The sequence below is a fragment of the Akkermansia massiliensis genome (assembly GCF_023516715.1).
Classification (GTDB): domain Bacteria; phylum Verrucomicrobiota; class Verrucomicrobiia; order Verrucomicrobiales; family Akkermansiaceae; genus Akkermansia; species Akkermansia massiliensis.
On record NZ_JAMGSI010000001.1, the window covers coordinates 427,933 to 442,698 of the forward strand.

A 14,766-nucleotide genomic window follows, 5' to 3' on the forward strand; every position below is an offset into this window, starting at 1 on the left:
CGGCTTTTTTATTTAACGGCCTTTCCCTTTCCGCGCCTTCGGGGCGGCATGTTTTCCAGCCGCGGCAACGGTTTTTTCCATAGGGGATTATCCGTCGTTAACATAGGAACGCAGGGAGGAACGGCAAGGAAAATGCGGGGAAAGACAACTGCCGGTCCTTCAGGAAAAAAATTCCTTTAAATGCGGATGGTTTCCTTCAAATGGGTGGAAACAATGATGCACGCGATTCGTTCCGGCGGTATTCCCGTGATTCTGGACACGATGCGGGCGTAGGCGTTCAACTGGTTGGAGTGGCGTTCCCGCAATTGCTCCGGAGAGTTCGCATGGTCCGTCTTGAAGTCCACGATGCAGGCGCTTCCGTCATGAAGGAGCAGCCTGTCAATCACGCCGGAGATCCAACTGTTCCCGTCAATGGCTTCAATGCGCTGTTCCTTCATGATGCGTGCCGTTCCGGGAGGGGTGAAGAGTTCGCGGATGGAGGGAATCTCCATGCAGGCGGCCACCGTGCGTTCCGCCTCCGTGGCGGGATGAAGAGCCCATTCCGGCTTGTCCGATTCATCCCAGCGGGTAATCCGTTCAAAGACGGCGTGAACGGCTGAACCGAATGCGGCGGATTCCGCATCGTCGGCATATCTTCCTTCGTGGGCCGCGTCTTCTGCCGCCGGCAGGCCGGAGGGGGAAAGCCGCTCCCTGACCATCGGCCGTTGGAGGGGCCATTCCGGCGTGTCTTCCTCCGCCCGTTCCCGTACGGATTCCGTGAATTCTCCGTACCACCCGCCATGGCCGCAGGAATACAGGCATTCCGCCCCGGATTCCGGAAGCGTGTCTTCCGTTCCTTTTTCACAGGACCGGGCTGCGGAACGGACGACCTTCCACATGGAATCCGCGGTCATTTCACCTTTTTCTTCCCGGTAGGGGAGAATGACGTACGTGGCCCGCTTGGCGCGGGTGAGCGCCACGTACAGCTTGCAGAAGCCGTCAAACTGCTGCTGGGCGCGCCATTCCCGGTAAAGCTCCTGGAGCTGTGGAACGTTCGTGTAAACGTGCCTGGAAGGGACCAGCACGATTCCTTCTATGCTGCCCTCCCGGTTCTTTTTGACAAAGTGGGTCAGGTGCCTTCCGTCTGCAAAGGGGGCGTCCCTGCCGATCTGGGGCAGGATGACGATGTCGAATCCCAGGCCCTTGGATTTGTGGATGGTCATGATCCGGACGATGCCCCCGGCAGGATCCTCCCGGCGGGTCACGTCTTCCATGTGCCTGATCCATTCATCCAGGGAAACGCCCTTCTCGTCCACCTGTTCCGCCTCATTCTTCCAGACGGCCAGGCGGTCCCGGTGGAATTCGGTCAGTTCCGTTCCCGTCCGGGCCAGCCTCCGCTCCAGTTCCTCCATGACGGCGGCGTAGCCGTCCCGTTCCAGCAGGAGGCGCCAGGCCTTCCAGTCCATGCCTTCAGGCCGTTCCGGAGTGACGAGGGGCCGGAGGGGGGAATGGGTGAGCAGGCCTGCGGCAAAGGGGTCTCCCGGCATGAGCAGCCAGCGGAAGAAGTACAGCAGGTTTTTTCCCAGGGGGGAATCCACGCCCACCGGAACGTCGTCGCATACCTCCGCGGGAACGCCGTGGTCCGTCAGCCAGGTCTTGATGGCTAGCGCCTGGTTTTTCGTGCTGACCAGAATGGCGGTTTCCAGGCCGCGGCGCAGGGCTCCGGTACGTTCCAGGATGTCGGCTGCCGCCTGGCACACCAGGTCGTTGGCGGTGGAGGATTCCGCCTTGGGCGTCTGCCAGATTTGGGAGACGCCGGACCGGCCTTCCAGATGGGGGGCGCACCGGTGCTCCGGATATTCCCCCCATTGTTCCAGGGCGGCGGGTTCGCAGTCCGGCGCCGTCCGGGCGTAGTCGCAGATGTCGTTCACCAGGTCCAGCACGGGCTGGACGGAACGGTAGGAGGTGGACATGCCGCGTTCTTCCAGTTGAAGCTGGGTGGAAACGGAGCGGAAAAGCTCCGGATCCCCGCCGCGCCACTGGTACACGCTCTGCTTGATGTCCCCCACCACGAAGATGCTGCCTTCGCTCCCGGCCTTGGATTCCGTCAGGTCGTCCAGAAAAGGCTTGATGACGCGCCACTGGGACTGGGACGTGTCCTGGAATTCATCCAGCATCCAATGGTCATAGCGGCAGTACATGCGGTATTGCAGGTCTCTCTTGAGCTCCGGCGTGACGGCTCCCCCGCCCAGCATGCGCGTGACGTCGTGAAACAGGAACCTTCCCTTGTTGCGGACCAGGGAGGAGTATTTGCCTTCAAAAAGGAGCATCAGTCCGTGCGTGGCGCGGGTGCGGCGCAGCGCCTGCAGGACCTCCATGCGCAGCCAGCTCTGGATGAGTTCTTCCAGCGGAGGGGACCAGAAGTCCTTGAATTTTTCCCGCGCCTCTTCCACGGTGATGTTCCAGGAAGAACCTCCGTCCGTGCGGAAGCGCACGCGGCCCAGCCTGGCGTATTGGGAGAAACCGTTCAGGAAGCGCAGGAACAGTTCTTTGTTTTTGGAGCCGTTTTTCCCTTCCGGAGCGGGCGCCTGCTGTGCCTGGAAAGCCACGGCATGCAGGACGGCGTCAAATTGTTCCAGGGGAACGGGGGGGGCCAGTTCTTCCGGCGTGAAGCCCAGCGCGACGGGGTTTCCCCATGTTCCGGCGTCCGGTTCGTCCAGGAAAAGTTCGTGGTAGGTGTTGAGACGCCGCATCATGGAATCCTCCGCATCCGCGGCTTCCGCATCGGAGTCCGCTCCGGAGAGGAAGGCGTCTTCAAAATTCCGCCTCCGCTCCCTGTTCACGGAGCATTCCCGGTACAGGGAAAGCAGGGCTTCGCGGCGCGCCAGCTTCTCCGCCGTGGTGTCAATCATGCTGAAGCCGCTGACGCCCAGCTCAAAGGTGCTGGTGGAGGCAATCTGGGCAAAAAGGCTGTCAATGGTGCAGAGGTTGAGGCGCGCCAGGTTCTGCACCAGGATGTGCAGCAGATGCCGGAAACGCTCCCGGTGCAGGTTTTCCGCCTTCCATGCCTCCGTTGCTCCGGGCCAGATGCCGGGTTCCCCCGGTGTTCCCTTGATGACCGTCCAGAGCTGTTCTTTCAGGCGTTGCGCCCCCTCCTCGTCCGTAGCCCCCGCAGCCAGGTCCGTCAGGATGCGGTCCTTGAATTCCCCTGCCGCCTTCCGGGTGAAGGTGATGGCGATGAGCCGTTCGGGGTGGCTGCCGTGGTTCAGAGCCAGCAGCCCCAGGAAGCGCAGGGAAAGCTGGTAGGTTTTTCCCGTTCCGGCGGATGCGGAGATCAGCATGTTGGTCAGGGAGAACATCTCAGAAAGGCAGGTGGGGGGTGAGGTTGAGGCCCAGCAGGTCCTGCAGGCTTTCACGCCGGGAGGCCATCAGGTCCTTGAACACGTCGTAGGAGGGAGGGTTCCAGCCCAGTTCCTCCGCGGTGATGAGCCCGCGGCCCTCATGAAGGAGCTTCATCAGCTCCACCGTCCAGGCGCGCGCGCTGTCCAGCGCGCATTCCTCATAGCCGGGCATGGGGTCGTGAAGCGTGTCCCAGGCAGAGATGCCGATGTCCAGCGGATTGGCGGGAAGGGCGTAATACGCCGCCGAAGGGTGGCCGCCATAGGCTTCCGCGGCCCACAGCACGTAAACGGGCAGTTGCAGGTCTTTCCAGCGCGCGTGCGCCAGCCTTCCGTTTTTCTGGCGTTTGGTGTAGGGCCGCAGGGCCGGGGAAAGCAGGGACAGGGCGTCCGGGCGCCCGATCGGTTCCAGATGCTTTCTTTCACAGGATGCGGCTGCTCCCGTTTTGTAGTCAATGACCCGTATGCGGCCGTCCGCGTGGCGGTCGATGCGGTCAATGCGGAATTTCATGGGGAAGCCGCCCAGGGACCAGTCTTCCACCTGGTGCTCAAAGGCGATGCAGGACCAGCCTTCCTGAAGGTCCTGCAAATGCTGGACGGCGTAAACGGAAAGCCTCTGCTCCATGGAGCGTTTTTGCAGCAGCAGGGGCATGAGGGGCGTGGGGCCGTATTGTTTCCGGAAGGTTTGTTCCAGTATTTCCGTGATGGCGTCCTGAAGGGCGGCGGCTTCCATGCCGTCTTTCAGGGCGGCGTGTTCCCGGCAGAAGCATTCCAGCACATCGTGCAGCATGGTGCCCAGTTCGTTGACGGCCATGTCCTCCTTGTCCGGCAGGAACTCCTCCTCATTCATGTGCAGGGCCTCCCGCATCCAGAAGCGCATGGGGCACGCCAGGAACCTTTTGAGGACGGAAGGGGAGAAGGCCAGCCCTTTTTCCTTCCACGGGTTTTTGTAGCCGGGCGCCATCGCGCCGATGTCCGTGGCGGCCTTCCAGCCTTCTGCGGGCTGAAGGTACCAGCTTCCGCGCTGGTAGGGGAGGGGTGCGGGCGGATCGCTGATTTCCCGGAAAAGCTGTTCCACGCGGTGCGGCAGTTCCGCGTCCGGGCAGCGCATGAGCAGGGAGGAAGGCGTCAGCGGATCGTTTTTGCTGCTGGTCCGGGAGAGAATGATGGTGAGGCTGCCCTCCCGTTCCCGTGAATGGAGCAGGGCGGTCAGCAGGAAGCTGTCCCGGGCTTTTTTCCGGTTGAAGGAATCGATGCCTAGGGCTTCCCTCAGTTCCTCCGGCATGAACTGGTCGGAAACGCCGCCTTCCGGTACGGTCCCCTCGTTCAATCCCGTCAGAATAAGGTGTTTCTCCGGGCGGAAGTGGACTTCCATCCAGCCCAGGGAATCCAGTACCGCGTGGGCCTTCCTTCTGTTTTTGACGCGCAGCGGCTGAAGGCATTTCATCAGGAGCTGGAGGGCCGTCTCCGGTCTGGAGAAGGCGGTGGAGCGTTGCTGAAGGCGTATGAGGCCGGAAAGGCAGGAATGGAGCATTTCCATGGCTTCCGTTTCCGGACCGTAGGCGTTCGCCAGAGCCGGGAACCATTCCATCAGCCTTTCCCCCAGCGTGCCGGGTTCCGCCATCCGGTTCCGCCAGGCCAGAATGGCCTGGATGGAAGGGAGGGCGGCCGGATAAAATTCCTTCAGCCTGGAAATCAGGTAATCTTCCGATTCCGGAAGGAACTTCTGCTGGATTTTATCCAGCGCGGCGCAGCAGTACTGCTGGTTGCCTATTCCCAGGGAGGCGCAGAGCAGGGAGGAACGCGCCAGGCAGAAGACGGGCCGCGCCGCGCCCTTTTCTTCCAGCGCCTGCCGCAGGTGGCGGAGCAGGTCCATGACGCCGGTTCCGGCAAAGGGTTTCCCTTCCGGATTGTGGAGGCCCCAGCCGTATTCCCGCAGGGCGGCATCCAGGGCTACGTTCATGTCCGGATCACAAACGCCCAGGGCGACGTCCGGCGTTGTTCCCTCCGCTGTGCGGGCGACCATGCGGCACGTTTCCCCGGCCAGCCGGGCAGGGTTGGCCGTGATCCTGATCTGGGCGTCGCTGATATGGATGGGGCACTGGGTCCAGACTTCCGGAAGGGGGCATCCCCAGGAGTCAAAGGAACCGGCTTCCTCTTCCGGCGCGTGTATCCATATCTGGACGGGCACGCCGCTGCGTTCCGCATGCTGGAGGGCCTGGCGCAGGGGACGCGGAACGTCCGCTACGCAGGCCAGGATGACGTGCCCTCCTGTTTCCCGCAGGGAATGGAGCAGATGCGGCGGTGCTTCCGCCTCCATGGCGGTTCTGTCCGCAAGCTGCCAGCCTTTCAACTGTTGCGTGCAGTACTCCGACAACCTGTCCATGTCCGTCCAGCGTTCGTCACGGCCCGCGCAGGAATCCTGGGCCATGCCGCAGGAAATGCCCTGGTTCGCCATGGCGTGTTTAAGGCTTTGCAGGCTGCCCGCCATTTCCAGCATGCTGGAAAAATCCTCCGGCATGTGCCGGGGGAACAGGCGCGGATAAAGACGGTGGGGAGAGGTTCCCAGCGCCTGGAGCCAGCCGGCCAGCTCTTCCAGGACGGAAGCCGTTTCCTCCTTTTCCTCCAGCCGGGGGAACTGGTCCGCCGGAATAACCTGGGGGGCGAAGATGGCCTGTGCGCTGGAAATGGAGGCAAGGTATTCCCTCAATTGCCTGCCGGATTCCCGTGTGGGGACCAGCACCAGATTCCGGTGGAAGTCGTTTCCCAGGGAAAGCAGCCGCTCCGCTACAGCCCGGCAGGCCGGTTTGTCCCAGGATAGAAAGAGTCGGTTCATGGCAGGGAAGCAGGACTCCCCGGAAAGGGGAAAAGGCGGAGACTACGGGCGTATTATACCTTGCCGGGGCGTATTTTCCCATCTATTTTTTCAGGGCTGCCGGGAGGGGGATGGGAGATCACGGAGTGTCAGGGGCTTTAGTGGCGTTTTAGCTTTGAGGGAGGGATGCCTTTTTTTGTATCCGCGGATTTTTGCCTGGGAAGGAAGGCTTCCGGTTTTTGGACGGGAGCTTTTCCGCCCCTTCGTGGAGGGGAATTTTCTCTTGCTGTGTTCCGCCCGGCGTCCGTAGGGACCGGGAGGACCTTCTTCCCAGAAGGGAGTTCACCAAGTGGCTTTTTCGGGAATGCCCCGCCTCCCTAAACAAGTGTGTTCATTCCTGCGTGGCTGTAGAAGGCCGTTTTCTGAAGTTCCCGATTATTTACGGCTCCTGAACGGCGGTCTTTTTTCCGGTTCTGGTGACCAGAAGCACGCCCGTGAAAACCAGCAGGACGGAAAGGGTTTTCATCCAGCCGAAGTGGTCCATCCCCCACAGCACCGCTACGGAAGAGGCAATCACCGGCTGGCAGTAGTTGTACATGCTGACCGCGGTGGGTTTCAGCCGCTGCTGTGCGAAGGACAGGCAGATGTAGCTTACAAAGGTAGCGAATGCCACCACGTAGGCAATGCCCAGCCACGTTTGCATGGGAAGTGCGGAATAACGGATGGAAACCACGTCCCGGAAGGTGAAGGGCAGGCAGGCGATGGCGGCGTAGGTGAACATCCATTTCATCAGGGTGACGGGCGAGTATCTGCCGATCAGGTTTTTAAAGAAGACGAAGTAAACGGCTACGCTGCACTGGGAGGCCAGGCAAAGGATGTCCCCCAGCAGGTTGTTGTCTCCCGGCAGGGCCGCCGCACGCCCTCCGCTGCCGGAAACCAGCAGAATGGCTCCGATGGCGCTGGCGCAGACCCCGATGATTTTTTTTCCCGTGATCATTTCCCGGAGGACGAAGGCCGCCAGAATCATGGTCAGTACCGGCGTAATGGTGGTGATGATGGCCGCATCCGCCGGAGAGGTGAATCCCACGCCCACCGTGAAGGCCATCTGGTTGAAAATGATGCCGAACAGGGAGGCGTAAAACAGGGTCAGCCGGTCCTTCCTTGCAATGGTTTCCCCGGGCACGAAGGCGGAGGCCAGCCAGAACAGGATGGCCGCTCCCAGCAGGCGGAAGGTAGCCAGGGAAGCGGAGCTGACTTCCCCCGGCTGCATGACCAGTTTGCTGACCGGAGACATGAGGCCCCAGATAATGGCCGCCGCTCCCATCGCGATATGTCCCTTCAGGGTTCCGGATTCCATGGTACGGCCCGCTGCGCAGCGGGCAACGCATTCTCCGCTTCCGCGGACGGATTGCAAGAGTTTTTAGCGCGGAACCGCAGCCCCGGAGAGAACGGCCAGGCGGGGAGAGGGGCATGCTCATCCGGGGAATTGGGAAGGTATGGCTCTCCGGTTTTTTCCCCCTGACGCCGGGCAGGTCCGGTTTCCGTCTTCATTTGATTTTAACGGGAAAATGATTGACCCGCCGTTCGTCCAAAATTGCATCGGCTCCTATGGGGCGGGAGTGGCGGTATTGCCCGCTTTCCGCCTCAACTCCATGCGGCAGGATTTGAGGCGGAACAGGAATAAGAAGACCCTGGCTGAAGTCCTGTTCCTTTACGGGGACGCTGATGCAGGCGTTTTTATCGGGGTCCCTGCGGGTGGCCGGGCTTCTATTCGGCAGGCATGGAGATGCCGATTTTGTGTTCCTTGCTGTTGCCGCGGAGTTCCGGCGCGTACATGGCCTCAATGACGGCCGGCAGGGCGCTGAAGCGTCCCGGGCGTTCCGCGCGCAGGCGGTGGCTGATCTGGTATTGTCCCATGGGCAGGGAGGAAAGGAAGACGCGTATTTCTTCATCCCCTATTTCCTTGTAGCCGGATACGGTCCCCATCCAGGCGTAGCCGCTGGTGGTTTCCTGTGATTCGCATCCCGCGGGCTTGGGGTCCAGGAGCATGAGGTATTCCACGTCGTTCTTCGTTTTCACGGTCATCACCACTTCAATGATGTCGCCGCTGGCGATGACGTCTCCGTCTTTCAACAGCGTGCGGCGGGTCAGGTCCTTGCCCTGGGAGACGAGCTCTCCGGCATCCGTCTGGGTGTCCTTCACGGAGTCGTCCTTCACCGTTTCCTTCCGGATGCAGTAGTAGGAGCGTTCCACGGTGACGGCATTCCCCGCGGCGGGAATGGGGTCTTCCAGGGAGAAGTAGCTGAGGGTGGAATTGGCATAAATGTTTCCGCTGCCCTTCTTCCTGCGGATGGTGATGACGTGGCTGCCGTCCGCCAGGTCTTTCCCGCTCATGCGGAAGGCGTTGTCAAAGGTGAACAGGGTCTCCTTCGTACTGGCGACCGTTTTGACCGGAACGCCGTCGTAAAGGATTTCCGCTTCCATGTCCTCCATGCCTTCCCTGGTCTGGAGAAGGTAGGCGGACAGGGCTTCCAGACAATCCGCCGTATCCTTGGTGGAGTCCCAGTAGGAACCGTTGGCGCGGTTGTTGAGCAGCCATTTGGCCAGGCGCGCCGTGACGGGATTGCCGGGGTCGCTCTTGGCCATCAGTTTCAGGTAGGCGGCCTGCGTGGCTACGCCGCTGCCGTACCACCGCCACCAGTAGCCTTCATTGGGAAGGCGCAGCCATGCGGTTTGCAGGGAGTCGTCCTGCTGGAGGAACTGGGAAATGATGGGCATTACCTTCTTGAAGTCGTCCATGCGGTGGGCGTCCAGCAGGATTTCCGCCAGTTGAACCTGGCTGATGACGGGAAGTTCCAGCCTGTCGCGGAACAGGTAGCGTTCCATGGGCAGGTTTTTGACGCCGCATTCCGCCAGAACGGAATAAACGAGGGTGTCCGTGGCGGAGACCGTCAGGCGGTAATCCCCCAGCTTGCGGATGGCTTCCTTCTTCTTCGGGCCGTCCGGCAGTTTTTCCAGTTTCCGGTATTCGTCTCCTTTCTCAAGAAGAGCGGCCTGGCTTTCCTGATAGTTTTTCAGCCAGCGGACGGCTCCGGAAAGCATCCCATCCGGGACATTGACCGTGTTTGAAGCAATCTTCAAGCCGTGCGCCACATGGGCCGTCATGACGGGGTCTCCCTCGCTGGCTCCTCCGAACCATCCCCAGGAACCGTTGGAGAGCTGCTTCTCCCGGAGGGAGGAGATTCCCTTGGCGGCCATCTTCTTCAGCGCGGCTTCATCATAAACGGGGTTGCGTTCCAGCTTCTTCATGATGCTGTCATGGAAGGCCTTGTTCTTGATGGCCTGGGGATTCAGATTACGGTGGCTTTCCAGCGCCGCGCCAGGATTCAGACCGAGCTGCTTGAGCGCGTCCGTCACGACGAGAGCGGGCAGGAAGCGGTTGAGCGTCTGTTCCACGCAGCCATAGGGGTATTCCGCCAGGTAGGGCAGGGCTTCCACCATGCTGAGGGCGATGCTGGGGGAAACCTTGACGACCAGCTCGCTTTCCTCCCTGCGCCGCTGCTGCGGCAGGGAAATGGAGAGTTTCTGCTCCTGTTCTCCGGGAAGCACCACGGCGCTCCCCGCATGGAGCTGCTTCATGCCGTGCACCAGCACGGGGAAGTTCATCTGCATGGCGTCTCCGGTGGAGCCGGACGCCGCCTCCATGGCGACGGCGGCGGTTCCCTCCCTGATGGCGGCGGTCCACCAGTTGACGACTGCCTGCCCCTGGGCGGGAACGTCCACTTCCCGCACGGCGGAATTGTCCGTATCTGCGGCGAGCCCCTTTACGGCCGGAGCGTCAGCCGGGAGAAGTTCCAGGCAACCGTCTTTCAGGGAAATGGAAACGCGGGCGCGGACGGCCTTGTCCGTCCGGTTGCGGACCAGGGCGCTGAGCATCACTACGTCTTTTTCCACAAAGAAGCGCGGGGCCTGCATGCTGACCATGAAGTCCTTCGTGGTCAGGAATTCCGCGGAAGCCTGCCCTACCTGCAATCCGGGGGTGATGGCCCAGGCGGCGGCTTTCCAGGTGGTCAGGTTGTCCGGCATCTCCACAGGAACGGTAACGTTCCCTTCCTCATCCGTCCTGAGCGTGCCGCACCACTTGATGCAGTCCGCAAAATTGGTGCGCAGTTGAATGTGCGGGGAACTGTTCTCCTGCACGTCTGCGTCTCCCTGTCCGGCTGCAAAGGAATCACTTTCTGCGCTTTCTTCATCCGAAGCCATCTGCTGCATGGCCGGAACCGGTGCGGCGGCGGGGACTGCCGCTCCTTCAGCCAATACGCGGCTTGCGGCTTTTCCGCTGATAGCATAATTACCGGATCTGACTCCTGCGGTAGCAAAGCCGTTGACGGCTCCTTTTTCCCTCCGCAACAGATAGCCGTAGTCACTGTAGAGCAGGGATTGGAAGTAGGGCTGGTCCGGGCCGCGGTCCTGTTGCGTTCCGGCGGCCGTCATTTTTTTCAGGCTGAGAAAGCCGGTTTCGTTCAGGCTCCCCCAGACGGTCTTGGCGATGTCCGTAATATTGGGGCGTGCGATATATTCCAGAGCCTTGTCATAGACGGCCAGGGTAACGATGCCGTTCCTGACGGGTTTGCCGTCCGGCCCTTTGACCTGAACCGTTACTCGCCCTTCTTCACCGGGCTGGTATTGGGATTTGCCCGGTGTTACGGAAGGAGCCAGAATCTGGCTGGCTGGCGGAATCAGCAGTTCGGCGGAAGCCGTGTGAAGTTCCCCGTTTCTGACGGTGAAGGCGTTCACGCCCATGTTGGGCATGTCTTCCCGGGTCAGGGGGCATTCCACCAGGGCGGTTTGCCGGTCCAGAGGGACCAGGCTGCGGGACTCGTCTTTCCAGGAATTGCGCAGGAAGGTCCAGACGCGGGCGTCCGGATAATCAGAGGCGAGGAGCAGTTTGGCCGTATCTCCCGGTGCGTATTCCTTCTTGTCCGGAGTGATGGAAAGGGGATTGATTTTAAAAGGATTCTGTTTGCCCTTGCCGTAGGAAAGGAACTGGAAAGACTCTTCCACCCTGTTGCCGTGTTCGTCCTTCAGGGTAGAGGAAAGGGCATACAGGCCGGATTCCCTGGTCTGGAAGGACAGGGTGGCTTCCCCTTCCTTTCCGGTGGTGATATTCCAGGTTTCCAGAGCCTCCCGGCTGCCGTCCGCGCGGATATGCTGCAAAACGGAGGTTCCCTTGGCGTGAGCAATCTTGGCGCCGTCCGCCGTGGCCGCGGTGATGGAGGCCTGCACCGGCGTTCCGGTGGGGGCGTAGCCGCGGTTCAGGGCGGTGAAGATGTTGAACGGGCGGAAGGTGGCGATGACCTGCCCGGAAGCGGAAACTTCCCGCAGGGAGGCATCCGTCACGCTGGCGGAGACGCGGTAGGTGATATTCTGGGATGCGAAATCCCGGGCGTCCTGCGCCGTGGAAAGCTCCACGGACGCTTTTCCGTCCTTATCCAGCGGCACCGTCTTTTCCAGGACGGTCAGGGGTGCATCCGGAGAAAAGGGAATGTAGTACGGGCTGAAAGACCTGTCGTACAGCCAGCTCCATTTCCAGTAGGGCGTCCAGACATCCGCTCCCAGTGTCCGGGTGATCGTAATGGTGGCCTTCCCCTCGCTTACGGGACCGCCCGCGTAATAGTCCGCCTGAATGGAGACGGGAATGGGCCGGCCCAGGCGGATGGGTCTGGAGGGGGCGTCCATCCTGACGGAGAATTCCGGCTTCTTGTACTCTTCCATACGGAAGAGAGGGGCATACAGCCGGAAATCCGGGTCCGCGGAATCATGCAGCTTCAGCTTGGCTCCATACTGGCCCAGCGGAGCTTCCGCAGGAATGAGCAGTTCCAGTTCAAAACAGCCGGTAGAATCCGTCGTGACGGTTTTTGGCGGAAAAACGCTCTCATCCCCGGTTGGGGAAGTAATGGTCAGCGTCAGCTTTTTTCCGGCGCAGTCCTTCGTTCCGGGATTTGCGATGTCCGGACGGAAGAGGACGCCCTTGAACCGCGCCGTCTGTCCGGGGCGGTATACGGGCTGGCTTTCCAGGAAGAAGCAGGAATAGGGGTCGGAGGCCTTGTTTGCCGTATCCATGAGATAATTGCCGGATTCCCAGCCGTAATCCGATACTCCCGCCAGCACATAGCTGTCCCCTTTGGAAGCGATGCCCAGGAACATGTTGTAAGAAGGAGTGCGGGAACCGCGGGGAGGGATTGTTTCTATCATGGCTCCGTCCTTGTCCGTGGTTCCCTTCACCTGGTGTTTTTGGAGCGTTTTATCCTCCTGGTAGCGAAGGAGGCGCAGGCTGCCCCCTTCCACGGGCATTCCCGTTCCGGCATCCGCCAGGAACCATAGGTTGCCTTCCGGCACGGAACGGCGCACCAATACCATGTCTGACAGAGTGAGGAAGCGGTGGAACCGGTAGCCGTTATCCAGCGTGACGGTAAGCAGGTACCAGCCGGGCTTGCGGGTGGGCACGGGAATCTGGGCGATGCGGTTCAGGTGCCGTTCCCCGGGAGCCAGAGCTACCTTTTCCCCTTTGATTTCTTCACCCAGATAGCGGGCGTAGGACGGCTCATGCAGCAGATTGAAAAGGAGGGTCCCCAGGCTGGAATACTTTTTCCTGTACGCGTTGCCCAGCGTGCTGGAGGTCTGCACCTTGTCCATGCGTTCCTCCTGCCACCGCTTCATATCCACGGAGCGGGCCGTCACGCTGGCCTGGGCGGCGTTGCGGTAGGAGAAGGCGACCGTCACCGGTTCCCCCGCCAGCAGCGTTCTTTTATCCGCATCAAACATTCCGTTGGGTTCCGTGATGGAGGCAATGCGCTTCTTCAGGTTGTCCGCAACGTGCAGGAAATCCTCCTTGTCCGTTTGATTCCAGGATTGTGCGTTCCAGGTCTGAAGGATTTTGCCTAAAAGCTCCGCGGCAGCGGGCCTCTGGTTGCGGGCCAGGAACTCATTGGCTGCCAGATTGCCGGCGTTAACGTAATAATCCGGCTCCGGAGTTACTCGGACCGCAGCGGCGATCCGGATGAAATCGTAATCCGGAGGAAGGGTGGTGAGCAGGAATTTTCCGTTGCCCGTCCGGTCGGTTTTAACGACGGTCTGGTTCGTTTTCAATTCCTCCGGGTTGATGCCCGCCACCATGCCCGCGTTGCCGGGGCCGTACACGAACTCCTGGTCCGGAGCCGTATTGGAATAGGAGAACAGCCGGTGGCACCAGGAGGCGGTGAAATAGTTGACCTGGTTGGCTAGTTCCGGGTTCGCCTGAATGGCGGCGTCCAGCAGCCAGCGCATGCGTTCCCCGTCGTTTTTAGCCGTCTCCCAGGAGGAAGAGGCATGGTAAAAGACGACTTCCGGCTTCCCCGTTTTGGCATTGACCGTGACGGGCACGGTGGCGACGTTCCGGAACGGGGGGGCTTCCTCCCTGGCGACGTACCCCGGCAGTTCCTTCAGGCTGGTGAGGTTCCCCAGGGCGGCGTAAGCCTGGAAGGGGGAAAGGGAACTGTAGCGGCTGCCTTTCACCAGCAACGCCTGAGCCGTCATGAAGCGCAGTTGTCCCAGAAGCTTCATGTTCTTTTCCTTCTCCGCCAGTTGCATGGCCTTGGAAAGGCACCGCAGGGCTTCCACCCGGTCCCTCGCTTCCCCGGAATATTCCCCGTCCCATGGCTCGGCGCTGCGGATGTAGGCGCCGTCCACCAGTTTGAACGTATGGCTGGCGTTCTGGTACAGATGGGCAGCGTCCATCAGGAAATAGGGATTGCCGCCGTGGCGTTTCATCTGCTCTTGCAGGATGGTATCCAGATTCGTGGAATCGTCCAGGGCATTGAGACGGGTCAAAGCCTGGTAATAAAGAAGAAGGTCCGCTCCGCTGTACTGGTCGTCGTATTCGTCAAGCTGTTTTAAAGCCTGTTTGGCCGCATTCTTGAACAACCTCTTTTCCAAAAGCTTTTCAATAGCCTCAACGGACTGCTTCCTCTGCTGGGAGATGGAAGTTGCCTTGTCCGCATCCTTGGCGCCTTTTTGGGATGAAGAAGTGGAATCTTCCGGAAGTCCTCCCTTGTCATCGGCATGGGCGGACGGGCCGTCCTGACGCTGTGGTGGAGTGGAAGCGGCTGCCGGGCACGGCATTCCGGAAGCCAGCAAGCCTCCCGCCAGAAAAAGCAGGGAAAAGATTCTGTTCATTCAACCAGACTACTTCCATGTAAAATATTTGGCAAGTTACAAGTAGGTTACAACATGCGGGAGATTGTCTTAATGCCGTTCAATGGCCAGAAGCGTTGGAAGGATTGACTTTCAACGAGCAAACCGGACTTCTTTTACGTTCCGGCCTGTATTCCGGTGCGGATCGTCTGCCGCGGCGTCCTTTTTGAGCTTTCAGGGCGGCTTCCTCAGGTTCCCCTCCGGAGGATATGCAACCGCCGTCTTCTCTTCTTCCCAGGGAAAGGGACTGCCTGGGTATATTTATATTCCACTGCCGTCCCCTCGTCCCGAATCAGCTCTGCCGGATGAGGGAGCCGAACCGCATGCATGTTCATGTCTCTG

The 14,766-nt window shown here is 60.6% G+C and carries 4 protein-coding genes; all 4 read right to left on the bottom strand.

Features of this window, described 5'->3' with window-relative positions; genetic code table 11:
• Positions 1-176: 176 nt before the first annotated feature.
• The 4 genes from M8N44_RS01860 to M8N44_RS01875 all read right to left on the bottom strand — a co-directional run bounded on the left by M8N44_RS01860 (position 177) and on the right by M8N44_RS01875 (position 14,406).
• Positions 177-3,338, bottom strand: a complete 3,162-nt coding sequence (locus tag M8N44_RS01860; protein WP_102728252.1) for a UvrD-helicase domain-containing protein — start codon at positions 3,336-3,338, stop codon at positions 177-179.
• A 1-nt stretch (position 3,339) separates the two neighbouring features.
• Positions 3,340-6,213, bottom strand: coding sequence for a PD-(D/E)XK nuclease family protein (locus tag M8N44_RS01865; RefSeq protein WP_102728253.1), 2,874 nt, complete (start codon positions 6,211-6,213; stop codon positions 3,340-3,342).
• A 418-nt stretch (positions 6,214-6,631) separates the two neighbouring features.
• Positions 6,632-7,549 (bottom strand): DMT family transporter, encoded by a 918-nt coding sequence (locus tag M8N44_RS01870; RefSeq protein ID WP_102728431.1) that lies wholly within the window; start codon positions 7,547-7,549, stop codon positions 6,632-6,634.
• Positions 7,550-7,959: 410 nt separating this feature from the next.
• On the bottom strand, positions 7,960-14,406 hold the full coding sequence (locus M8N44_RS01875; protein WP_102722504.1) for an alpha-2-macroglobulin family protein: 6,447 nt from the start codon (positions 14,404-14,406) through the stop codon (positions 7,960-7,962).
• Positions 14,407-14,766: the final 360 nt, after the last annotated feature.